21 protein-coding genes are annotated in these 22351 nt (G+C 57.8%); 6 read left to right on the top strand and 15 right to left on the bottom strand.

Translation table 11 applies throughout. The annotated features are described in order from the left end of the window. Window positions 1-703 precede the first annotated feature (703 nt). Both NG895_RS30040 and NG895_RS30035 read left to right on the top strand, forming a co-directional pair. Window positions 704-1051: a P-II family nitrogen regulator gene (locus NG895_RS30040; protein WP_252856267.1), complete on the top strand. Its 348-nt coding sequence runs from the start codon at window positions 704-706 to the stop codon at window positions 1049-1051. 20 nt (window positions 1052-1071) lie between these two features. After that, window positions 1072-1740: a TapB family protein gene (locus tag NG895_RS30035; protein ID WP_252856266.1), complete on the top strand. Its 669-nt coding sequence runs from the start codon at window positions 1072-1074 to the stop codon at window positions 1738-1740. 17 nt (window positions 1741-1757) lie between these two features. Here the strand turns inward: NG895_RS30035 and atpC are convergent, their stop codons facing one another. From atpC to NG895_RS29990, 9 genes are all read right to left on the bottom strand, one after another. Next, window positions 1758-2174 (bottom strand): ATP synthase F1 subunit epsilon, encoded by a 417-nt coding sequence (gene atpC, locus NG895_RS30030; RefSeq protein WP_252856265.1) that lies wholly within the window; start codon window positions 2172-2174, stop codon window positions 1758-1760. Window positions 2175-2197: 23 nt separating this feature from the next. Then, complete coding sequence (atpD, locus tag NG895_RS30025; RefSeq protein ID WP_252856264.1) at window positions 2198-3634, bottom strand: F0F1 ATP synthase subunit beta; 1437 nt, start codon at window positions 3632-3634, stop codon at window positions 2198-2200. Window positions 3635-3705: 71 nt separating this feature from the next. Continuing rightward, window positions 3706-4584, bottom strand: a complete 879-nt coding sequence (atpG, locus tag NG895_RS30020) for an ATP synthase F1 subunit gamma (protein ID WP_252856263.1) — start codon at window positions 4582-4584, stop codon at window positions 3706-3708. A 64-nt stretch (window positions 4585-4648) separates the two neighbouring features. After that, a complete protein-coding gene (gene atpA / locus NG895_RS30015; protein ID WP_252856262.1) occupies window positions 4649-6181 on the bottom strand; it encodes a F0F1 ATP synthase subunit alpha in 1533 nt (510 codons plus the stop codon). A gap of 155 nt (window positions 6182-6336) precedes the next feature. After that, entirely contained in the window at window positions 6337-6981 is a 645-nt protein-coding gene (gene atpH / locus NG895_RS30010; RefSeq protein WP_252856261.1) for an ATP synthase F1 subunit delta, read from the bottom strand. A gap of 72 nt (window positions 6982-7053) precedes the next feature. Continuing rightward, window positions 7054-7710: a F0F1 ATP synthase subunit B gene (atpF, locus tag NG895_RS30005; protein ID WP_252856260.1), complete on the bottom strand. Its 657-nt coding sequence runs from the start codon at window positions 7708-7710 to the stop codon at window positions 7054-7056. A 52-nt stretch (window positions 7711-7762) separates the two neighbouring features. Next, on the bottom strand, window positions 7763-8122 hold the full coding sequence (gene atpE, locus NG895_RS30000) for an ATP synthase F0 subunit C (RefSeq protein WP_252856269.1): 360 nt from the start codon (window positions 8120-8122) through the stop codon (window positions 7763-7765). A gap of 62 nt (window positions 8123-8184) precedes the next feature. After that, window positions 8185-9087, bottom strand: coding sequence for a F0F1 ATP synthase subunit A (gene atpB / locus NG895_RS29995; protein WP_252856259.1), 903 nt, complete (start codon window positions 9085-9087; stop codon window positions 8185-8187). Window positions 9088-9556: 469 nt separating this feature from the next. Next, window positions 9557-9790, bottom strand: coding sequence for an AtpZ/AtpI family protein (locus NG895_RS29990; RefSeq protein ID WP_252856258.1), 234 nt, complete (start codon window positions 9788-9790; stop codon window positions 9557-9559). A 652-nt stretch (window positions 9791-10442) separates the two neighbouring features. On the opposite strand from NG895_RS29990, the gene NG895_RS29985 reads away from it, so the two are divergent. Next, a complete protein-coding gene (locus NG895_RS29985) occupies window positions 10443-11543 on the top strand; it encodes a DUF4912 domain-containing protein (protein ID WP_252856257.1) in 1101 nt (366 codons plus the stop codon). Window positions 11544-11721: 178 nt separating this feature from the next. On the opposite strand, the gene thpR is transcribed toward NG895_RS29985, so the two are convergent. After that, window positions 11722-12300, bottom strand: coding sequence for an RNA 2',3'-cyclic phosphodiesterase (thpR, locus tag NG895_RS29980; RefSeq protein WP_252856256.1), 579 nt, complete (start codon window positions 12298-12300; stop codon window positions 11722-11724). Between the two features lie 411 nt (window positions 12301-12711). Between thpR and NG895_RS29975 the strand changes: the two genes are divergently transcribed. After that, complete coding sequence (locus NG895_RS29975; RefSeq protein WP_252856255.1) at window positions 12712-13725, top strand: MSCRAMM family adhesin SdrC; 1014 nt, start codon at window positions 12712-12714, stop codon at window positions 13723-13725. A gap of 83 nt (window positions 13726-13808) precedes the next feature. Here NG895_RS29975 and NG895_RS29970 read toward each other — a convergent pair whose 3' ends face one another. The 5 genes from NG895_RS29970 to NG895_RS29950 all read right to left on the bottom strand — a co-directional run bounded on the left by NG895_RS29970 (window position 13809) and on the right by NG895_RS29950 (window position 21120). Next, window positions 13809-14711, bottom strand: a complete 903-nt coding sequence (locus NG895_RS29970) for a PfkB family carbohydrate kinase (protein ID WP_252856254.1) — start codon at window positions 14709-14711, stop codon at window positions 13809-13811. 123 nt (window positions 14712-14834) lie between these two features. Further along, on the bottom strand, window positions 14835-15197 hold the full coding sequence (locus tag NG895_RS29965; protein ID WP_252856253.1) for a hypothetical protein: 363 nt from the start codon (window positions 15195-15197) through the stop codon (window positions 14835-14837). 27 nt (window positions 15198-15224) lie between these two features. Beyond that, window positions 15225-16904 (bottom strand): DUF1559 domain-containing protein, encoded by a 1680-nt coding sequence (locus tag NG895_RS29960; RefSeq protein ID WP_252856252.1) that lies wholly within the window; start codon window positions 16902-16904, stop codon window positions 15225-15227. 84 nt (window positions 16905-16988) lie between these two features. After that, window positions 16989-19289, bottom strand: coding sequence for a hybrid sensor histidine kinase/response regulator (locus NG895_RS29955; RefSeq protein WP_252856251.1), 2301 nt, complete (start codon window positions 19287-19289; stop codon window positions 16989-16991). A 142-nt stretch (window positions 19290-19431) separates the two neighbouring features. Continuing rightward, the gene (locus NG895_RS29950) at window positions 19432-21120 is read right to left on the bottom strand and encodes a glutamine--tRNA ligase/YqeY domain fusion protein (protein ID WP_252856250.1); all 1689 of its coding nucleotides are present in this window, start codon (window positions 21118-21120) and stop codon (window positions 19432-19434) included. A gap of 222 nt (window positions 21121-21342) precedes the next feature. Here NG895_RS29950 and NG895_RS29945 point away from each other — a divergent pair, with 222 nt between their 5' ends. After that, complete coding sequence (locus NG895_RS29945) at window positions 21343-21666, top strand: hypothetical protein (protein ID WP_252856249.1); 324 nt, start codon at window positions 21343-21345, stop codon at window positions 21664-21666. Between the two features lie 95 nt (window positions 21667-21761). Next, window positions 21762-22289, top strand: coding sequence for an O-acetyl-ADP-ribose deacetylase (locus tag NG895_RS29940; protein ID WP_252856248.1), 528 nt, complete (start codon window positions 21762-21764; stop codon window positions 22287-22289). Window positions 22290-22351: the final 62 nt, after the last annotated feature.

Raw genomic sequence — 22351 nt, 5'->3', positions numbered from 1 at the left:
ACCGAACACAAGCTGGCCTCAAAGGTTTGGGTGAGTTTACCGCCTGGCTCACCCGGACCAAGGCCGGTTTGGAAAAGAAGATAGCGGCAGACGGTAACGCGAAACACAAGCTGGCTCACATGGTTCGGGTAGGTTTACCGCCTGGCCTACCCGAACCAGGGCCTGCTTAAGAGATGAAAGGCGTGATACCGAACACAAGCTGGCCTACACGAGTTCGGACGGGTTTACCGCCTGGCCCGTCCGAACTCAAGGCCCGCCGGCTAACTGGACGGCAGCAGGCCGGAACAGAATCCAAGCTGGCCTGGCTCGGGTGCGGATGAGTTTACCGCCTGGCTCATCCGCACCCGACCGGCTTTGCGCAAACAGGGGAGCGTGCCTCTTGGGGCAATATCTTGTTCGGCTGGAGTTTTCTCTCGCAGCCACGCCAAGCTGAGTTGCAGCGAGGCGCGTTCCGCCCAATCCAGAAGGATGCCCCACATGGCTTGGGTGGTTTCACCGCCTGAACCGCCCAAGCCGGGGTGTCCCAACCTGGCAGCGTTGGACTCCCGTATCTCAACTCAGGGATCGGCGATCGTCCCTTGCTCTCTGCAAGCTCCGATAGCAGCACATGGCTTCGGATGCTAGAATTGTAGTTCTGGTATAGTTCGCCTGTTGGGCCATACTAGCCCGGTTCCTGAACGCTCCTTCTGCCCCCTCCCTTCGTATGAAGCTCATCCTCGCTATTATCCAACCCAGTAAACTGGAAGACGTCAAAGCGGCCCTTTCGGACGTCGAAGTGGTGCGTCTGACGATCATGGACGTCCAAGGCTTTGGACGGCAGAAGGGCCAAACCGAGGTCTATCGCGGCCACGAGATTTCCGTCAATCTGCTCCGCAAAGTTCAGCTTCAGATTGCGGTAAACGAGGACTTTGTGGAACCCACCATCAATGCCATCATCCGCGGCGGTCGCACCGGAGAGGCAGGAGAAATTGGCGACGGCAAGATCTTTGTGCTACCGTTGGACGACTGTATCCGCATTCGCACAGGCGAACGCGGCCCCGAGGCCATTTAATTCCGACAGGGGGGCCCATTATGAGGCGGACAGCTATTTTCTTTCTGGTATCCCTGTGTCTGGCAGTTCCTGCCCAGGGTGAAGATGCCCTCGGTCATGCGGCAGAATTCTATCCGCTAACTACCGGGTCGAAATGGACGATGATTCTCGACGGGCCACGCGGCAAGATGGAGATGACCAACAGCGTCGCAGGCACCGACGAAGTTAATGGCAAACAGCTTTATCGCTTGTCCTCGAGCGTGAATGGCAGTGTCGTCGCCACCGAGCACCTGCAACTGTCCGAAAGTGGACTAAGTCGCAATCAGTTCAATGGCACTCCCATCTCTCCCAAGATCATGCTCCTGCCGGAGCCAGTAAAACTCGGCTGGAAATGGGAAAAGAAGGATGTGAAGCTGGGCGAAGAGACGATGGATGCCACTGCGGAGATCGCCAATAAGACCGAAAAGGTCGCCGTCCCGGCGGGACAGTTCGATGCCATCCGACTCACGGTTACGGCCAAGACAAAATCGGGCGATGTCGTGAGCCACTATTGGCTCGCCAAAGGAGTCGGCATCGTCAAACAGGACATGATCATCGGTAACGTCAAGTTGACCCTGTCATTGGCCGAATACGAGATTGCCAAACAGGGGCGGGCGTCTGAAGGCGATCCTAAGGAAGAAGCGAGAGAAGAGGCTCCTGCGTCACCCTGAACGGTTTGCGCGGTGATCTAGGCCTTGCTCGCCATCCGCTTTTGGGCTCGCGCTTGAAGCATCAGCCGCTCGCGAATGGCCATCTGCTGGGCATTCGTCGTCTTGCTTGCAATGGCCTCGCTGAGCTGGGCCTCTGCGGCAGCCGCATCAATCTCCTCAGCGGCCAAGGCTCGGTTGGTCAACACGGACACCATGTTGTCCTGCACCTGAACAAAGCCACCGTCGACGTAGTACGAGGCGGTTTGGCCGCCATTGCGATAGCGAAGCTCTCCGAAACCCAGTCGACCGATCATAGGCGCGTGATTGCGAGCAATGCCGAGTTCGCCATCGTACAGAGGCACCACGAGGAACTCGGCTGTCACGTCGAGCACCGTCGCTTCGGGTGTCACCACCACGAGCTTCATATTGGTCGAGTTGTTCGCTGGATCTGCCATCGTGAATCCCTAAGCCTTGGCGACTACTTCTGCGACTTCTTCCACTGCTCTTCGGCCTGTTCGATCGGGCCGACGTACATGAAGGACTCTTCGGACAGGTGATCCCACTTACCATCGCAGATTTCGTTGAAGCTGCGAATCGTGTCGGCCAGCGGAGTCACTTCACCCGCCTTACCGGTGAACACCTCGGCGACAATGAACGGCTGAGACAAAAATCGTTCGATTCGCCGAGCGCGGTGCACAACCTGCTTGTCTTCTTCGCTCAGTTCATCCACACCGAGAATAGCGATAATGTCTTGCAGTTCGCGATAACGTTGGAGCGTGGTCTGGACGCGGCGGGCACAATCGAAGTGCTCCTGCCCCACATATTGCGGGTCGAGAATTCGGCTCGAAGAAGCCAGCGGGTCGACCGCCGGGTAGATGCCTTTCTCCGAAATCGAGCGTTCGAGGTAGATAAACGCGTCGAGTTGACCGAACGCGGTGGCCGGGGCGGGGTCGGTCGGATCGTCCGCCGGCACGTACACCGCTTGCACGGACGTAATCGCCCCCTTGCTGGTCGAAGCAATACGTTCTTGAAGTGCACCCATTTCGCTAGCCAGCGTCGGTTGGTACCCCACGGCCGAAGGCATACGGCCCAACAGAGCGGACACCTCGCTACCGGCTTGCGAGAAGCGGAAAATGTTGTCCACAAACAGCAGCGTGTCGGCACCGGTCTGGTCGCGGAAGTACTCGGCCATGGTCAACGCCGACAGAGCCACACGCAGACGCGATCCAGGCGGCTCGTTCATCTGACCGAACACCATGCAGGTCTGGTCGATGACGCTCTTGCCCTCGCCCATCATGGTTTCTTGCATCTCTAGCCACAGGTCGGTCCCTTCACGGGTCCGCTCACCAACGCCAGCGAACACGGAGTAACCACCATGCTCCTTCGCGATACGAGCGATCAACTCGGTGAGAATAACCGTCTTACCGAGACCGGCACCACCAAACAGACCAGCTTTACCACCACGCACGAAAGGGGTGAGCAGGTCGATCACCTTGATGCCCGTCTCGAACACTTCGGTCTTGGTAGCCAGGTCTTTCAGCTCGGGGGCTTCACGGTGTATGGGCCACCGCTCCTTGGCGTTCACCGGCCCCCGGCCATCGACTGGTTCGCCCAACACATTGAACACGCGGCCCAGCGTCTCTTCGCCGACGGGAACACTCACAGGTCCGCCAGTATCAACACACTCCTGGCCTCGCACCAAACCATCCGTGGTTCCAAGCGCGATACAACGAACGCGACCACCACCAAGGTGCTGCTGCACTTCGCCAGTGAGATCGATCTTCACGCCCTTGTGCTCTCCCTGGATCTTAACTGCGTTGTAGATCGCGGGCAGCTTGTCCTCTTCGTACTCCACGTCGAACGTCGAGCCAATGATCTGCGTGATGTGACCGATGTGTCCGGTGATTGTTGACATAATTTTCTTACTAATAAGCAGTAGAAGGTCAGTTATGATTGGTCATGTGCGTCAGGCGCCGAGCGTTGGCTTTAACTTAGGGCCTCGACGCCGCCGATCAGGTCCATCAATTCCGAAGTGATGCGACCCTGGCGGGCACGGTTGTATTGCATGCTGAGCTGCTTGATCAGATCGCCTGCATTCTCGGTGGCTCCCTTCATCGCTACCATACGAGCAATCTGCTCGCTGACAGCCGTATCCAGGAAGCACTTGAATAGTTTCACACGGAAACTGGTCGGCACGACCTCTTCGAGAATGCTCTCGGGCGAGGGCAAAAACTCGTACACCGTCGTGCTTGCGTCCGCGGGCTCCGCGTCGCCAAGCCCCAGTCCACCCAATGGCAACAGCGTCTCAATGGTAACATGCTGCTTAGCGGCACTTTCGAACCGGGTATAAACGACATCCAGTCGGTCGAGCATGCCAGAGGCATATTCCGCCAAATAACGGTTCGCAATTAACTCCACGTCGTCGTAGGCGGGCCGATCTTCAAAATTGGTAAATTGGTGATCGACTTCTACGCGTCCCTGCTTGAAGCCCGAAATGCCTCGCTTGCCGCTAACTTCAACGCGGACATGCTCGGCTTCCTGCTTCATGGACTTCAGGTGATTCAACCCAGCACGAGTTACGTTGCCATTGAAGCCGCCGCAGAAACCACGGTTTGCCGACAGCACTAGCAGCGCAGCGTTGTTGACCTCGGATCGCGGCTCCAACAGAGGATGCTCCACCGATACGCCCGAACTCACCAGGTCTTTCACCAATTTCATAATCTGTTCGGTGTAGGCCGTGGCTGCACTGGCGCGGTCCATCGCTTTGCGGAACCGAGCGGTCGCGATCAATTCCATGGTCCGCGTAATCTTGCGGATGTTCTTGATCGACTTGCGTCGTTTATCGAGTTCGCGTGGATTCGCCATTTTCAGGTAGAACGGAAATCAATCCGTTTCGATCGTTGGTTGATTGCCTTATTGGAGGAAGAGCCTAGACGGTTGCTTGTGAAGCGCCTTTCGACTCCCACTGGCCTTTGAACTCTTCGAGCGAAGTTTCGATCATGCCGACAATGTCGTCATCGAGCGCCTGCTTATCGGTAAGAGCCTGACGCACCTCGGGCTTCTGGTCGTGCATGAAGGTGATGAACTCTTTCTCCCATTGAGCTACGTCGTTCACGTCCACTTGGTCGAGGTGCCCCTTGGTGCCGGCGTAGATGACCAGCACCTCATCCACCACGTTCATGGGCTCGTATTGGCCCTGCTTCAGCAGTTCCACCATGCGGTAACCACGGTCCAGTCGGGCCTGGGTGGCGGGATCGAGTTCGGTACCGAGCTGAGCGAACGCCTCGAGCTCGCGGAACGCGGCCAAGTCGAGTCGCATACCGCCGGCCACCTTCTTCATGGCCTTGATCTGAGCGTTACCACCCACACGAGACACCGAGATACCGGCATTCATCGCGGGCTTAACGCCAGCAAAGAACAGGTCCGGTTGCAGGTAGATTTGCCCGTCGGTAATCGAAATCACGTTGGTCGGAATGTAGGCGGAAACCTCACCTTCGAGCGTCTCGATAATCGGCAGCGAAGTGAGTGAACCGCCCCCCAACTCGTCCGAGAGCTTCGCCGAACGTTCCAGCAACCGGCTATGACAGTAGAACACGTCGCCGGGGAACGCTTCACGTCCTGGCGGACGACGCATCAACAGCGACAGTTGTCGATAGGCAACAGCTTGTTTGCTCAAGTCGTCGTAAACGATCAAAGCATGGCCACTGTTGTACATATACTCCTCGGCCATGGCCGTGCCGGAGTAGGGGGCAATGTATTGCAGCGGTGCGGGGTCGCTGGCACCCGCCACGATCACCGTGGTGTAATCCATCGCTCCCGTGTCGCGGAGCTTCTCGATGACCCCAGCGACTGTCGACTCCTTCTGGCCAACCGCGACGTAGAAGCACTTCACGCCGCTGTCGCGCTGGTTGATGATCGCGTCGATGGCAACGGCCGTCTTACCGGTCTTACGGTCGCCGATGATCAACTCACGCTGGCCACGACCGATGGGGGTCATCGCGTCGATCGCCTTGATACCGGTCTGCATCGGCTCGGTAACCGGCTGACGCTCGGCCACACCTGCGGCTATCACTTCCACGGGGCGGCGTTTGCTGGTGTTAATGGGACCTTTGCCATCGAGCGGATTTCCAAGCGGATCGACGACCCGCCCGAGCAGTTCGTCGCCCACTGGCACGCTCAACAGCTGACCGGTACTGCGAACTTCCCCGCCCTCGGAAATGGTCAGGTAGTCGCCAAGGATAATCACACCGACGGAGTTCTCCTCGAGGTTGAAGGCCAGGCCGTTCACCCCATTCTCAAACTCCACCATTTCGCCAGCCATCACGCCACTCAGGCCGTACACCTGGGCGATGCCATCGCCAACCTCTAGCACCCGGCCCACCTCGCGGACATCGATGTCCGCGTCGTAGTTGGCGATCTGCGCCTGAATGACCGATGCGATCTCATCGCTATTGAATTTCATCGTTGGGCTCCAGAACCAGGCGCGTGCCGACTTTTCGGCATCGCACGCTCCAGCATATGAACTCGTTGTGAGCTAGCAGGTCAGTTGTTGAGTCGGCGTCCAGTGCGACATCCCACAACAACTAACTGACCTCACCACAAATCTCACGTAATAAACTATTCGTCACTATCCACAAAGAACGAGTCGGGCCGTGTCTCGATGGCCTCGATCGCCTGCATCACCATTTTCTGTCGAGCTCGCTCCAGAGTCATCCGGACCGAACCATCGAACACCGTGTCGCCCACTTGAACCACCATGCCACCGATCAACTCGGGCTTCAGGTGGAAGTGGAAGTCGGCCGTTACTCCCAACCGAGACTGCAAAGCTTGCTGTAAGCCTTCTTGCAAGTCGCTGCTCAATTCATGGGGAACGTAAACCCGAACTTCGTGCCGCCCCAGTTTTTCACCATGCAGCTTGCGAATCGTCCGGATGACGGGCCGCAGCATGCTTGGTCGACCGTTTCGTGAGAGGATCTTCAGCAAATTGACCACAGGTGCCGATGCCCTCGATCCCAGCACAGCATCGATCAAGTCCTCGCGTTCTTCGTGCGAAAGAAAATTCGACGTCAGATTGAAATTAAAGTCTGGGAACTTTTCCAGCACATCGACCACTAACGAATGCAACTCTTCCAACAACCCTTCCTGGTCCATCGACTCGGTGGCCGCCAGGAATGCCTTGGCGTATGTCCGGGCCAGTTGCTCCTGGTCGACGTCGAACACCGTCTCGGCACTGGTCAGTTCGGTAGAGGTATGGGGCTGCATGGGGCGGGTGCTCGCAGGGCGAACGTTGGTTACAGGAATTTCGCCCGCCATGCGGACGACGACAATCCTTGGTCAATTGTTACTGGGCGAAGCAGCGGCCAGCTTGCCAGTGGCTTCGCGAACCAATTCGGCTTGCTGTTCGGCAGTGAGGTTTTGCTGCACCACTTTGCCGGCCAGATCGACTGCCAGGTTGGCACTGGTCTCGGCCAATTGGCGGACGGCGCTGTCGCGAGCTTGCTCGATGTCGCGAATGACCCGATCGTGACGCGCCGAGGCAGCGGACTCGGCCTCGGCAACAATCTGCGTCTTGGTCGCTTCGGCATCGCGACGAGCTTCCTCCAGCATCTCCCGCACTTCATCCTTGGCCATGGCCAATCGTGCCTCGTGCGCAGCCAGCAAACCTTTCGCTTCCTCATGCTTCGCCTCGGCAGCTGCCAGGTGATCCCGGACGGTTTGCTCGCGGGTATCCAACGCCGTGACAATGGGCCCCCAAGCAAACTTCCACAACACCAAAACCAGCACACCGAAGACAATCGCGGTGTAGATCGCCAGATCGGGATCCACCAGAAGGGGATTTCCGCCTCCGCTTTCCGCTGCGCCATGGTGTGCTGCGTCAGCAGCTTCGCCGCCGGCATGCTCCGCAGCGCGGACAGTCGTCGCGCCGCCAGCCAAGATTACCAACAAGTAGCCGGCCAACAGCCAACGAAATACGGGTTGCACCGCAGACATTCGGTTACCTCTCACGGAAAGAACTTGCGACTCGCCAGAACGCACTTTCGCACTACTCGGCAATCAGACAGATAATCAGTGCGAAGAACGCAGCACCTTCGATCAGGGCCGCTGAAATAATCATCGCTGTCTGAATGCTGGCGGCAGCTTCCGGCTGACGGGACATACCTTCGACAGCCTGTCCACCAATGCGGCCGATGCCGAAACCAGCACCAATCAGCACGATGCCTGCGCCAATGCTGGCGCCCAGCTTAGTGAGCAAATTGCCGGCGGCTGCAGTGTCGTCCTCTCCCGCGTCGGGGGTGTCGGGCGTGGTGGCAACCGTATCCTCGGTGCCTGCACCTTCGTCTTGAGCCATCGCCATCGGCGCGGCAAGAACGAGCATGGCCAAGACCATCATCAATTGAAGCATTTTAGTCACTTCCGAGTCTCCTGTGAAAACATGTGAGCATGTCGCAGCACAATTAATTGCGACTAGTGTGGATGAACGGCGGCACCGATAAACAGCGACGCTAAGAAGACGAATACGTATGCCTGCAAGAAGGCCACAAACAACTCCAGCAAGCTGAGGGCTACAGAGCCCAGAATACTTGCCGGCATAACTCCCCAGAAAGCAATCGTTCCTGCCGTGGCAGAAATGAAGGCAACGATAACCGCCAGCACAACGTGTCCGGCGAACATGTTGGCCAGAAGCCGAATGGCCAGCACCGCGTGCTTAATGATTAGGCCGAATACCTCAATAAGCCAAATGGCCGGCAACAGAATTACGGCCAGAGGACCGGGCAGGTCCATGTGTGGCACCTGAGCCTTGAGGAAGCCCGCTACCCCCAGCTCTTTCATGCCCGATCCAACTGTCACGCAGAAGGTCACCAACGCCAATGCGCCGGTAACCGCGAGGGCACCGGTGGGAGAACCGACCCAGGGAATCATCCCCATCAGATTGCAACCCAAAATGAAGAAGAACAGAGTGAACAGGAAAGGCAGAAAGCGATCACTATCTCGTTCACCAATGCACGGGCGAGCCACCTGGTCGCGAAGGAAGACCAGCATGACTTCCAGGAAGTTCCAGAAGCGGCCTCTGGGAATCCCACCGAAGCGGATCTTCGTTGCCAGAGCAATGAAGAAGACCGCGATCAGCACCGCCACGACCAGTTCGATCACCATGAATTTGGTAAACTCGAACTCGAGTGGTTTGAACATCGAGTCGAGCATCGCATTGCCCGACTTCATTTCCCACAGCGGAGTATCCTGTTTGAACCACTGCGGAATCGGCACATGACCGTCCGGCGGAGCGATGTCCCGCGGAACGTGCCAGTAGGGCTGATCCTGCACATGTTCAAACAGTGCTTCGGAGCTTAGCGGGTTGTCGTGCGCCATTTGATTCGTATTGCGAGGTTGTTCAGCTACTCTCAGCATCGATCAAGCATCCGAACCTGATCGCCCACTTGCATCGGCTGCACTAGCCTTGATCCGTCCCACCGAAACCAACACGCTGACAACGATGGTTACGAATTGAAATGGAAGAAAGTACAGCAAAAATGTATTCCCTAACAGCTCCCGCCGCGCGATCCTAATCGCTAGTAAAAAGCCGAGTGGCAAAGCCGTCCGAACGCTTGTCTCGAGCAACATCCGGTGCAGCGGTCTTGGGGCAGCACCGCTCATCGCCAAGGTGACTTGAGAAGTCACCACTGTGACGAGCGAAACACCAACGCCAATGCCCATGAATTCCCAAGCCCGCTCGGGACCACAACACCAAGCTAACAAGCTCAGCACAGCGGCGGTCGCCACGGTGCATACGAGCCACAGCCAAGGGGTGCGTGCCATGGGAATTCAGCGGAAAGTCAATTCAATCCCGACTATCGGGCGGTCGCGTCATCACCAGCAGATGCCACATCCCGAGCACGAGTCCGCCGGCAAAGCCGAGGATGCTGAGCCAGGGCCACCATCCCAATTGCTTATCAATCCATACGCCAATGGTCCCTGGCACCACCATCTCCAAGGAGACGGTCAGAGCACGAGAGAACCACAGTTTGGCGACGGCGAAGGGCGACGTGGGAGGGGGGGTCTTCTGGCGGTCCAAAGGGTGTTTGGATTGCCGATCGACCGTAAATCACCTTCCTCAAACGACTTACATCACACTGGGGGCAACCGCATCACTGCGGCAATCGGCCCCAAGTCTTTACGTGCCAGCAATTTAAGCCAGCGAAAATGGAGCGTCAACGGGCCGGGCAGGGGAATTCGTGAAAAATTTCACAAATAGCTCCTGTTAACGTATCTCATTATTTGGGATGCACTTAGGTCGCGATGGAACAAGAGGAATTGCCAGTTCGAGCGCCACCTTTGTTACCTCGGTGTGCAGATTCTCGCACACTGCGGCCATCCACCCGCAGGCTCACCGCAACCCGAAAACTTTCACAAGTCGTTTCACTGCAATGGTTTACGAACGCAAAACGGCGCATTTTTGGTTGCATTCTGCGGGCATTTCGGTTAATATGCAGAGTATCGGGCGGGAGAATTCTCGCTATTGTGCTATGGCTGTTGCAGGGCCATTGGTTGGGCATAGCGGTGATGTTCAACGAGGTAGAACTCTGCACGGCAGTTTGTCGCGATGGTGCCTCGTCCGTGCTCGACTGCCCTCCAATTACCACACCGTCCCACCCAGCCGCGGCTGCCTCCGCATATAGCTCGCGTGAGGCAAACCAGCGCAGAATCTCAACACAATACAGGTAGCAATGACCGCAGCGACTCTCCGCACTTATACGTGCAAGGACCTCGCCCAGATGGCGAAAAAGGAGGGAGTGACCGGCTGGCACTCCATGCGGAAGGAAGAACTGATTGACGCCCTGGCCAAGGCAGCCCGTCGCCGTAAGCGTAGCGGAGGCAGCCAGGCGTCGGTCGAGCAGAATGGTAAGTCTGCGGCCAATGGGGCCCCCCGACTCTCGCCGGCTCAGCGCCGAGCCAAATCGCGTATCGACGCTCTTCGCACTCGACTGTCGCAGCTCAAGAATATTTCAACCAATCAAGAGGACGACGCCGCAGCCGATACGGACCGCGTTGTCCTGATGGTCCGCGACGCCTACTGGCTGCAGGCCTTATGGGAGGTCAAGCCATCGAGCGTCGAGCGTGCCCGTACTGCCATGGGCCACAACTGGCACGGTGCGAAACCCACTCTGCGCATCTATAAGGTGCTGGAGGATGGCAGTTCGTCACTGTATCGCGACATCGCCATTCATGGCGGGGTGAACCACTGGTACATCGATGTCAGTGAGCCCCCGAGCCACTTCCGCGCCGAACTCGGTTATGGGGGCGTGAACGACTCGTTCTACTGCCTGTGCCGCAGCAGTAAGGTTACTACGCCGACTCCGGGCTCGACGGATGCCGTCAATGGCAATTGGAGCGATGTCGCCGAGAATGCTGATCGTATCTTTGCCATGAGCGGCGGTTATTCGGCGCAAGGCACCAGCATGGAGTTGCAGCAACTGTTGGAAGAGCGGTTGCAGCGGCGTATGGGACGCCCCACGGAAACACGATTTGGCAACGGTGCCGGAGGTCAAGTGAGCGATCGCGAGGAGCTAAGCTTCGCCGTGGACGCGGAGCTGGTTATCTACGGCGCAACCAATCCCCATGCCCACGTGACGGTGGAAGGCGAGCCTGTCACGCTCCGTCCCGATGGCACCTTCGCAGTACGGATGCATCTGCCCGATCGCCGACAAGTCGTTCCGGTCGTTGCATCGGCCCCCGACGGCGTTGAGCAGAAGACCATCATTTTAGGCATCGAGCGAAACACCAAGGAACTCGAGCCGCTGGTTCGCGACTCAATGCGCTCGCTCTAAGTTCGCATTCCCGCGATTCGCTACGCCTTGTGACTCCCTGGCTCCCGCGCGGCATGGCGATGGCTCCGGAATAGGTCTGTTGCGCCGCCGGCGAGACTTCTACAGAATCGATGGCCGATTCATCGCCGCATTGGCGGCCTGCTGCACTGCACTTCTGTCCCCACTGACCCACGCCAGGCTAACCAGCCAGATGGACGTGAGCCACGGCCGCGTACTCGGCCCCCTCACGTCGCAAGCGGCTGGCAAAAATGGTGATCTCGTCCACCACCTGATTGCCGGCCGCGAAGTCCGTTAGCTTGGCAAGTTCAGATGACAGCGCGGACGTTTCTGCCGGCCGCAAGCTTCGGCCGGCGCGCCCAAGCGTAAGGTGCGGCACGAATCGACGTCGCTCGCCCCGAAAGCCGAGCGGCTGAAGTTGTTCTTCGAGCGCCAAGTGAAGTTTCTCCATCCGTTCGGCCCCCTCGCCGGCGCCAATCCATAGCGTGCGCGGACGGGCAGGGGAGGGAAAAGCCCCGACGCCCTTGGCCTCGAGCGAGAACGGCTCCAAGTCGGCGGCCGCACGTTCAGCGGCACGACACACGTCGTACAGTTCCTGGTCGTCAATCTCGCCCAGGAAGTGCAGTGTCCAATGCAGGTTGTCGCGCTGCACCCACTTCACATTGTCGGCCAGCCTGCGCAAACGCAGCAGAGCCCTTTCGGCCTGGCTGACAATATCGAGCGACGGACCTATTGCGATAAACGTACGTGTCTTGGACATCGAGCAACTATCAGCAACAACAAACCAAAGTGCGGCAACGAATGACGGCCAACTGCCATCAGTTGTACCAGGATCCGGTCAATGCATCGACCGGGCATATGGACAGCATGGTTGTAGTCCAAACAGCCAGTTTGCCGCTCTGACGACCGCCCCGTCTGCTCAGTCGGCGCATTTGCAACCGGCGCAACTCTCGTTCCCCAAGCCCCAGATTGGAAAAACTCTGGCTACATCAGGCCAATTAGCAAAACTTGGATGCTCTGGCCTAAAAACACCTCAACTGCGCATCAAAATTGCAACTCATGTTGCCAAGGCGCCTTGAGAGAGCGAGTGCAGCTACAACGCTGCCAAATCGAACACTTCCTTGCTCGACCTTCAACCAGGTTGGCTTCATTCAAAGGAAAGAGAATAGTTATGCGCAAGTCACTCACTACATTCGCCGGTACACTCGCAGCAGCGGGCCTGTTGACCATTAGTTCCGTATCGATCGGACAAAACACGCCGGAATCGGAAACTCCGCAACCGCCTGCTGCAGCGGAACAATCCGAACAAACAGCCGAAGAGACAGCCGAAAAGGCAGAAAACAACGGGGACGTGGCAAAGGACAAGGCCGCAGAAGATTCGGCCAGCGCTTCTAACGAAGCTGAATCAGCAGCCGATTCGGCAGAAGAATCCGTTTCCAATCAGCAAGAGTCGAACGACAAGCAGCAGCAGGATGCGGTCGAAAACTCACAGGAAAGGTCCGACAACGAATCCAACAACAATTGGGACTCTGAAAAGGATAAGGATACTGACGAGCAAGCGTCGGACGCTGAGAGGAAATCGGACTCAGATGCTCAAGACAAGCTGAACGCGCCGCCAGTCCCTGAGCAGGCACGCGATGCAAACGCTAACTCCAATGCTCCGCGCGATGCCAATTGGCGGATGGTCGGCTACCAGAACCAGTGGTGGTACTACAGCCCGCAGGGTCAATGGATGATTCACCGCGGCGATCAGTGGCGTCCATATAATTCGGCCAATGCTCGCCAGCTGCGATACGAAGATGGTGCGCGAATGACGGCTAATCGTCAATCGCCTCAGCGATACTCTACCGGGTATCGGGGTGTTGAAGAATCGCAGTCGATGGACTCGCAACCAGCAACCACCCGGCAGTCGGCCACACCAGTGCGCTACGACCGCTGTGGTCGAGCGTTCATCTGCCAGAACGGGCAGCGCATCTATGTGCAGATGCAGAACGAAACGCAACCGACTACTGCCAATAAATCGGTGGTAAGCGAGAACGCGAACAATGCTCAACCAACGCTTGCGGATGAGAGAGTCGAATCGCGGTCGTACGATGTGGATGGAGACGCCGATGACATCGGTCGTCCAACACCTGCTCGAGACGAACTGCGCAGCGTGCCGCCCGCTCCTCCAAAGGCTGAGTGAGTGTTAGTCACCTAGAAATGCAAAGCGACGCCAGGCTCATTGCCTGGCGTCGCTTTTTTTGTATTGAGATAGCTTGGAGAGGGCTAGAAGCTGAGCATGTTCTCGTATTCCTGCATCCGACGGTCGATGTCGTCGCGGGTAATGGTTTGCATCCGCTCCAGACCAAATCCTTCCACGTTGAAGCTGGCGGCCAGCGTTCCGTAGGCCATCGCTCGCTTCAGGGTTGTTGGAGAGAAATCATCCTGTTCGGCCAGGTAGCCCATCATGCCGCCGGCAAAGCTGTCGCCCGCACCGGTGGGATCGACCACGTCAGCCGTGGGGTAGGCAGGCAGTACGTAGGTTTCGTGCTCGCTGAAGAACATCGCTCCGTGCTCGCCCTTTTTAATCACCACAAAGCGGGGGCCCATTTCACGCACCGCGTGTCCTGCTTCGACCAGATTCTCGGTGTCGGTCATTAGCTTGGCCTCGCTATCGTTCAGCACCAGGCCATCCAACTCGCGCATCAACTCTTCCAGGTCGTCCCGTTGCGTTTGGATCCAAAGATCCATAGTGTCGGCTACAGCCAGGCGACGCCCCGGCACCTGCTCGAGCACCTTCATCTGCACCGATGGAACACCATTGGCCAGGAACACGTACTTCGCTTGGCGATAGTCTTCGGGTAGGACGGGATCGAACTCGCCAAAGACGTTCAGTTCCACTTCCAACGTTTCGCGGTCGTTCATATTGGGCTCGTATCGCCCTGTCCACGTAAACGTTTTTCCACCTGTAACCTGCGACAACCCGGTAACGTCGATTCCTCGTTTGGCGAGCAACTCGGTGTGCTCGGCGGGCCAATCCTCGCCTACGACTCCCACCAGTCGAACATTGGTGAAGAAGCTCGCCGCGTAAGAAAAATGGGTGGCGGAGCCACCGAGACAATTGTCGCGGCGGGCAGTGGGGGTTTCGATATTATCAATGGCTACAGAGCCGACAACGACTAAAGGCATGTTCTACTGAGGGGGCTAAGGTTTGATTTGCATACAAGCCACTCAGTATGTCGCAAGCCGTAGTTTCACGAAAGCCCCACAGTTGGCACGCGTCGGCGAGCAGGTCTTTGGCAATTTGCGGGACTACTTGTAGAAATTCGTCACAAGGAAGTACTGCGGCCCCCACACCAGCAGAGTGATAGCTGCATGACAACAGAACACGGAGATCCCGGGCCCGGCACCTGCCAGCAGCGTTACCCAGATGGGAAAAGCCATCGAGATCCCCCAGACGAAGACCAGGGCACCACGGATGAACTTGAGCGGCCGGAACGACTGTGGCCACTCGAACAGTCCGCTGCCGGCGGCCAATATCGTCGGCGCTAACATGTAGACAATAGGGACAGACAGGATGCCCCAATATCGCACAACCATGGCATACAAGGCGATCCAGAATGTGATCACCAGCAAACCTGCGATGCGAATTCGAGGTAGTTCGAGCGACCGCATAGCAACTGTCAGGTGGCGGTTCACCCGTTAAGGAAGTTGCACCACTTCGCCGCCGGCACGACTTAACAGTGCCTTGAAGGCATCGGCATCAATGAACTCCGAAATTGCGGTCACATGCCCATCGCAAAAGCCGGCCAGGATCACCCCAGGCCGAATTCCGGTCAGCCCTTTCAGAGGATCACTCTCGTCGAACTTCCAGTCGGTCGGCTTGGTCCACTCCACTGCGGTCTCGTCGTTTACTTCCAGCAGGTTCACTGTATTGGAAGTACCATCGGTAATCTGCGGTAATCGCGTCTGGCGATCAGCATTTTCGAACACCATGCCAGGCCCAATCGGAACAAGGTAGCTTGTTTTGCCCTCGGTAGGATCCAATCTGGAACTTGGACTGGCAAACACCGCAGGCATCTGCGATATCAACGGCTTGTTGTGCTCGCTGTCCCAGGGTTCGTCAAGGTGGAACTGGGAGTAGAGTGTTTGCTGATCGATGTAGGGTAGAATTGCGACTCGCCAGCTCAACAGCGGCTTGCCATCCTCACTGTAAATGGCGTGGGCCGGATACTTTCCCTTAGACGATTCATAATTCAAGAGCCCCAATTCCAGTTGCTTTAGGTTGTTCATCGAAGAATTCCGCCGGGCGGCTTCGCGAGCCGCCTGCACAGCGGGCAGCAGCAGGGCTACCAGGACGCCAATCACGGCGACCGAACCCATTTGAGAGCCACCGCCAGTTGTGTCGAGCAACACGAAGGTGTTGCCTTCCCGCTTGGGCACAAACATGTCGAGATACACACCCATCACCCGATCGCCATAGGCGGCCAGCGACCGTTCAACGGGGTCGTCACTTTCGCGCAACCTGACCATTTGGGGCTCCATCTCCGCCCGCATGTTGTTCCTGGCAAACTCCACCGCTTCATCCAACAGCCCCTCGACTTGCTCCGCATCGAGGTCGTTGGAGGTATGAAACGCCAACCGGGAAGGCATGGATCCATCAAGCGTCAGAGTGAGTTCGCCCGACTGTATCAGCAAAGGGATGTTTAGGAACTTTCTTGCTTCGGGTGGTGCTTCCTGCGACGCTTGCATGAGCCCCAAGTTAATCAGCGGCCGCAGGGCTTCCATGTCGACCGCTACATACAGGTCGTCGGCGGCCGTGTGCTGATCGACGAGTTCGGCAAGCACCGAATCCGCAGGTTCTCGATCCGCCGCCGTGAGTTTGTCGAGCATGCCCTTGCTGGCTGCCACCAGGGTGGTCTCCCTAAGCACCATAAAGCACGGCGCCGAAGCGACTTTGCTTACCAAACAAGGTTTGCCGCCGATCTCTCCTGGCTCGGTATGGGCAGTCAATTCGGGTGACAGCTGTTTCAGATCCCACGACTGGTCCGCCTCGAGGTACAAAGCGTAGTATATGTTCGTGCCCAGCGGGGGCTCGACAACCGCCACTGCGCGGGTGACGTGTGCGAGATCGAGGCCCAAGTACTTCTCGCCCGCCGCCTTCGCCACCTCAGTCGGCAGCAGGGCGTTGGCCGGATTGGTGAGCATTTGCTTCGGCCGCAGGCAAGCAGCCGCCACCGACTGCGACGTTAGCAGCGACTTGCTAACGGCCGGCTTTTGCGCTTGCGCAACAGCCACCGGCGAGAGAATCATGACGAACGTGAGAAACACGCGAAGATGCGAGGCCGTCTTGCGATGGCCCAAAGCCATTGATGTCGGCATGCGAATGCCCCCTAATTAGACTTATGAAGAAGAAGTGGCTGAACGGCTAACCTGACGGGACTGAGCCAGCCCACCCACCGAAGTTCAGTTGGCAAATGTACTGGCGATCAGTCGCAGCAGTTCGTTCAGGTCGACCGGCTTGACGAGGTGTGCGTCGAATCCCGCTGCAAAAGCCTGCTCGCGGTCTTCAAGCTGTCCATAGCCCGTTAGTGCGAACAGCTTAGTTCCACTCAATTGCGAATCGGCGCGCAGGTTTCTGGCCACCTCGTATCCATCCATGCTCGGTAGACCAATATCGCACACTACCAAGTCAGGTTTCAACCTTCGCACCAATTCGACCCCTTCGAACCCATCGATAGCCGTATCTACTTGATGCCCCTCGCGTTCCAGGAATCGCTCCACCGGATAGCGAGAATCACGCCGATCGTCGATAATTACGATACTTAGTGGGCGCGATACCCCAATTTCGACCTTGCTGTCTTCGGCTGCGGCTTCAGTCCGATGCGCGGGCTCCGGCCCGCATACCGGCAGTTCGAGGACGAATGTGCTTCCCGCCCCCGGTCCGTCGCTGGCGGCCGTAAGACTGCCGCCATGCAGTTCTGCCAGCCCCTTGGCAATGGGGAGGCCAAGCCCGAGCCCCCCACGACTGCGGTCGAGCGACGTATCCGCCTGAGCGAAGGGCTCGAACACCGTAGCCATGGCCGACTCGTCCAGCCCGACGCCGCTGTCCTGCACGGATACCTTGGCCGTGCCAGCTTGATCGTCGGCCTGCAATGCCACTCGAAAGTGACCGCCCGCCGGTGTGAACTTGATGGCATTGGTAATCAGGTTGCCAATCACCTGCAGCAATCGGGCGGCGTCGACCCGTGCGAAAACTGGCTCGTCGCTATTGTCCAGCGTGCACTCAACGTCAGCCTCGGCTGCGGTTGCTCGACATACTTCGAAAGCCTGAGCCACGAGTTCGCTGAGTTCGGCCACCTCGAGCTTGAGGTGAATCTTGGACCGCCTAATCCTCGATACATCCAACAGATCGTCAACCAGACGGTTCATCAATTGCGATTGACGATAGATGACGTCGAAGGTTTCGTCGTCAGGTTCAACGGGTACCGGCGACTGACGAACCAATTGCAGCCCACCCACCACGGCCGCCAGTGGATTGCGTAGTTCATGGCCCAGCATGGCGAGGAACTCGTCTTTACGACGATCGACTTCCTTCAATCGCTGCTCCATCTCCAATCGATCGGTGATATCGGTATTGGTACCGAACCACTGCACGACGTTGCCAGTCGAATCGTAGATTGGCTTGGCACGAGAGAGAAACCAGCGGTATTCGCCCTCCCTGCTACGCAGCGGAAAGGTGTCCTCCCAGGGCTTGCCTTCCTGGAGATGCCAGGAGAACTTCTCGACCACTCGCTCCACGTGCTCGGGGTGCTGCACTTTTTGCCATCCCCATCCCTGCATCTCATCGAGCGTCGTACCGGTGTAGTCGAACCAACGTTGATTATACCAATAGATCCAACCGGCCCCGTCGGCCATCCAGGCGAACTGAGAGATGTTGTCGGCCATCGTGCGGAAACGTTCTTCCAACTCCAGACGATCTCGTTCCGCCTTCTTCACTTCGCTGAGATCAAGGATCGTGCTGATGAGTTGAAACGGTTTTCCGCTGCGGTCGCGCATGACGGTTTCGTTGATCATCACCGGCAGTGGCTCGCCCCTCTTGGTAGCCAGCAGGCGTTCCTTCGACCAACGGTCAATACCTTTTTCGACGTTCTCGCGGCTGATCTCCTCAAACGTCTCGCGTTGATCGGCATGAAGCAATTGGGCCGCTTGCATGTCCAGCAACTCGTTACGCGAATAGCCGGTCATTTCGCAAAGTCGGCTGTTCACCACCAATAGGCGTCCGGTGTGGTAATCCAGCTTGGCCTTGCCGCAGTTTGAGTTCTCGAAGAAAGAGCGAAATTCACGCTCGCTTCGCTCCAGCCGCCGATCGGTTTCGTGCCTGGCAGTATGGTCTTGGATAAGGGCAAAGAACCCTTCGACTTGACGTTGCTCATTGAGTCGTGGGACATAGTTGATCTCCACGAACCGCCGACCGCCGCGAACGTAGGGCATCCACTGCTCCACGGAGAATCGCTCTCCAGCGAGCACCCGCTCGAACTGAGCCTCGACCACCTTCACAGCGTCGGTGCCGACAACCTCTTCCACCGAGCGACCAACAATTTGGTCGGTATTCAGCCCGAACCACTCCTGGTAGCCCCGATTGACGAAGCGATACACGAGTCTGTGATCGACATAGCATGCCAAGACGGGCAGCGCATCCAGCAGCGACCGCAGAAGATCGGAATTTCCGTTCTCCTCAAGCAACGGATGTGAAGCTGTGCACAAAGTGTTAGACCTTGCGAATGAGGATAGCCCCTGTCATGCCATGTGCCAAACCGCCATCCGCACCGCGGATTGAGCACAACAGGGCCATTGTACTCAGGAGGGGGACTTTGGACTAGCAACCACCTTTTTCGCCGACTTCTGCCTATTTTCTCTGCGATTTTCCCCAGGTGTCACGGAGCGTCACCGTGCGATTGAATATCGGTTTCCCCGGTTTGGAATCCACTGAATCTGCGACAAAATAGCCCACCCGTTCGAACTGGAACGACTCGCCGCTGGTTGCATCCGCCAGCGAAGGCTCCAGCTTGGCGATGGTGGTTTCCAGAGAACTGGGGTTCAGATTGTCCAGGAAGCTACCACCCTCGGGCGCGACATCCGGGATCTCAACGGTAAACAGGTGATCATACAAACGCACCTCGCAGTCGAGGGCCGAATCGGCATCCACCCAGTGAATTGTGCCTTTTACCTTTTTGCCATCCACCTGGGCCGTTGTGTCGGGATTGAACGAGCACTTTAGCTCGGCCACCTTGCCCTCCTTGTCCTTTACCACCTCCTCGCAGATGGCAATTCCCGCACCACGAAGCCGTACGGCGCCGCCAGGCTTGAGTCGGAAAAACTTCTTGGGGGCGTCTTCCATGAAGTCCTCCTGCTCGATGAAAATCTCGCGCCCCATCTTCACCTTCCGTTTTCCTTCCTCGAGTTTCTGCGGATGATTGGGGACCTCCAACTCCAGTGGTTCGCCAGGCTGCACGTTGGTTAGTACCACACGCAGCGGCCGCATGACCGCCATGCGACGCATGGCTCGTTCGTTGAGGTCTTCGCGGATGGCATCCTCCAGCCAGGCCATGTCGATGGTGCTGTTGAACTTCGCCACTCCGATACGTTCGCAGAACGCCCGCATCGCCTCGGGGGTGTAACCGCGTCGGCGGAGACCACGAATGGTAAGCATCCGCGGATCGTCCCAACCGGCGACATGCCCTTCCTGCACCAATTGAAGGAGTTTTCGCTTGCTCATCACCGAGTAGGAGAGATTCAGCCGGGCAAATTCGATCTGCCGGGGGGGGTGAATCTCGAGTTGCTGGATGAACCAGTCGTACAGCGGGCGGTGGTTCTCGAACTCCAGCGTGCAGATGGAATAGGTGATGCCTTCGATCGAGTCGCTCTGACCGTGGGTATAGTCGTACGAGGGATAGATGCACCAGTTGTCGCCCGTGCGATGATGATGGGCATGTTTGACGCGATACATCACTGGATCACGCAGGTTCAAGTTGGGCGAGGCCATGTCGATCTTCGCTCGCAGCGTACGGGAGCCATCGGGAAACTCGCCCGCTTTCATCCGCTCGAGCAGATCCAAGTTTTCTTCTACGCCACGCGTGCGATAAGGGCTGTCTTTACCGGGCTCGGTCAACGTGCCTCGGTGCTCGCGCATCTCCTCGGCCGTGAGATCGCACACGTAGGCCTTGCCATTTTTGACCAGCTTGACGGCCCAATCGTACAGTTGGTCGAAATAGTCCGATGCGAAGAACAACCGGTCTTCCCAATCGCCGCCAAGCCAACGGACGTCGTCGATAATCGAGTCGACGTATTCCTGCTCTTCCTTGGCCGGGTTGGTGTCGTCGAAGCGCAAGTTGAACTTGCCCTCGTATTCATTGGCAAGGCCAAAGTTCAAGCAGATGCTCTTGGCGTGACCGATGTGCAAGTAGCCGTTGGGCTCGGGAGGAAACCGGGTGTGCACCACGACCTGGGGGTTCTTAGCCCGATCGGCATCGATAATCTGCTGAATGAAATTGCGGGACGGGCGGGAGGTTGGGACAGAAGGGGATTCAGCGGGCATTGGGTATTTCCTGAGGGCAGTCGGCGGCGGGACTCCTGAACGCTCCGCCTGGCACAACCTAAGTAGTGTAACAAAAGCACCTTAGGTAGAGTACGGCAGTTCCCTCGGCTGCCCAACCGCCGAAGATTGGGGGCTCGCTGCTTGCCGCGGGGCGTATCGTGCAGATAATAAGTGGTCGTTGGCGACACCGTCGGATCGCGGAAGTGAAAAAAGGAGCGAGACATGAGACATATCCAATTCTCCGTCCTGGTAATGGCAGCCTTGGTGGCCCTGATGTTCGCGCCCTCGGCCGACGCTCAGGTGTACGGCCAAACGGTCTTTTACTCGGCTCCAGCTGTGACTGTCGTTCAGCCCAGCGTCGTCCGCCGCCCTGTGCTTCGGCCGTTTACCACGGTGGTAACGCCAGCAGCCCCAAGGGTTTACGTTGCACCGCAACCGGTGGTCGTGGCGCGGCCGACGATTCCCGTGGTGCCGGCTGCCCCCATGGTGACCACCCGTTATCGACCGATTTTGGGTGGCACCGTCACCCGAACGTGGTATCCTTAGGGCTCTTCTCTGAGCTCTACAGCCTGTTCGGAAATCCTCATCCTGCTTTGCGTGTCACGCATGCGCGGAGCCCCCTGCGTACGAAGGGTAGGCCCATGGAACTCGTTCGAGTCGTCCAAGGCGACATCACCAAGCTCGAAGTTGATGCCATCGTAAATGCGGCCAACGAGCAAATGCTCGGCGGAAGCGGAGTCGATGGCGCCATTCATGGCGCAGCCGGCCCGCAGCTCCGCGAAGCGTGCGAGCAGGTCGAACAGTGGCGTCCCGGCGTACGCTGTCCCACCGGCGAGGCCCGCATCACGCCCGGCTTCAACTTGCCCTCCAAATGGGTAATCCACACCGTGGGCCCCATCTGGCACGGCGGCGGTTACGGCGAATCCAATTATCTGGCCAACTGCTACCGCAACTGCCTGCAACTGGCCGTAGAGCACGACGTCCGTTCGCTCGCCTTTCCAGCCATCAGCTGCGGCGTGTACGGTTTTCCCGCCAATCGGGCTGCGATGATCGCTCATCGCGAAATAGCCAGCTTCACCATGGTCGAAGACTTTTTCGACGAAATCCTGCTGGTAGCTTTCGACGAGGCCATGTGCCGCGTCCTGCAATCGGCCACGGCCAGTGTCTGAAGCCGCTGCCACGTGGTGAGCCGTTCCGCAATCAGCATCCAGCAGTGCTATACTGACCCCCG

Origin of the sequence: Aeoliella straminimaris, from assembly GCF_024054565.1 — a bacterium.
In the GTDB taxonomy this organism is placed as follows: domain Bacteria; phylum Planctomycetota; class Planctomycetia; order Pirellulales; family Lacipirellulaceae; genus Aeoliella; species Aeoliella straminimaris.
Note: the sequence above shows the minus strand (reverse complement) of the source record. Positions and strands in the feature narration are given on the sequence as shown.

Bases quoted from the DNA above. Each gene is read 5' to 3' on its own strand.
- NG895_RS30040 (WP_252856267.1), top strand. From the start codon at position 704: ATGAAGCTCATCCTCGCTATTATCCAACCCAGTAAACTGGAAGACGTC.
- NG895_RS30035 (WP_252856266.1), top strand. From the start codon at position 1,072: ATGAGGCGGACAGCTATTTTCTTTCTGGTATCCCTGTGTCTGGCAGTT.
- atpC (WP_252856265.1), bottom strand. From the start codon at position 2,174: ATGGCAGATCCAGCGAACAACTCGACCAATATGAAGCTCGTGGTGGTG.
- atpD (WP_252856264.1), bottom strand. From the start codon at position 3,634: ATGTCAACAATCACCGGACACATCGGTCACATCACGCAGATCATTGGC.
- atpG (WP_252856263.1), bottom strand. From the start codon at position 4,584: ATGGCGAATCCACGCGAACTCGATAAACGACGCAAGTCGATCAAGAAC.
- atpA (WP_252856262.1), bottom strand. From the start codon at position 6,181: ATGAAATTCAATAGCGATGAGATCGCATCGGTCATTCAGGCGCAGATC.
- atpH (WP_252856261.1), bottom strand. From the start codon at position 6,981: ATGCAGCCCCATACCTCTACCGAACTGACCAGTGCCGAGACGGTGTTC.
- atpF (WP_252856260.1), bottom strand. From the start codon at position 7,710: ATGTCTGCGGTGCAACCCGTATTTCGTTGGCTGTTGGCCGGCTACTTG.
- atpE (WP_252856269.1), bottom strand. From the start codon at position 8,122: ATGCTTCAATTGATGATGGTCTTGGCCATGCTCGTTCTTGCCGCGCCG.
- atpB (WP_252856259.1), bottom strand. From the start codon at position 9,087: ATGGCGCACGACAACCCGCTAAGCTCCGAAGCACTGTTTGAACATGTG.
- NG895_RS29985 (WP_252856257.1), top strand. From the start codon at position 10,443: ATGACCGCAGCGACTCTCCGCACTTATACGTGCAAGGACCTCGCCCAG.
- thpR (WP_252856256.1), bottom strand. From the start codon at position 12,300: ATGTCCAAGACACGTACGTTTATCGCAATAGGTCCGTCGCTCGATATT.
- NG895_RS29975 (WP_252856255.1), top strand. From the start codon at position 12,712: ATGCGCAAGTCACTCACTACATTCGCCGGTACACTCGCAGCAGCGGGC.
- NG895_RS29970 (WP_252856254.1), bottom strand. From the start codon at position 14,711: ATGCCTTTAGTCGTTGTCGGCTCTGTAGCCATTGATAATATCGAAACC.
- NG895_RS29965 (WP_252856253.1), bottom strand. From the start codon at position 15,197: ATGCGGTCGCTCGAACTACCTCGAATTCGCATCGCAGGTTTGCTGGTG.
- NG895_RS29960 (WP_252856252.1), bottom strand. From the start codon at position 16,904: ATGCCGACATCAATGGCTTTGGGCCATCGCAAGACGGCCTCGCATCTT.
- NG895_RS29950 (WP_252856250.1), bottom strand. From the start codon at position 21,120: ATGCCCGCTGAATCCCCTTCTGTCCCAACCTCCCGCCCGTCCCGCAAT.
- NG895_RS29945 (WP_252856249.1), top strand. From the start codon at position 21,343: ATGAGACATATCCAATTCTCCGTCCTGGTAATGGCAGCCTTGGTGGCC.
- NG895_RS29940 (WP_252856248.1), top strand. From the start codon at position 21,762: ATGGAACTCGTTCGAGTCGTCCAAGGCGACATCACCAAGCTCGAAGTT.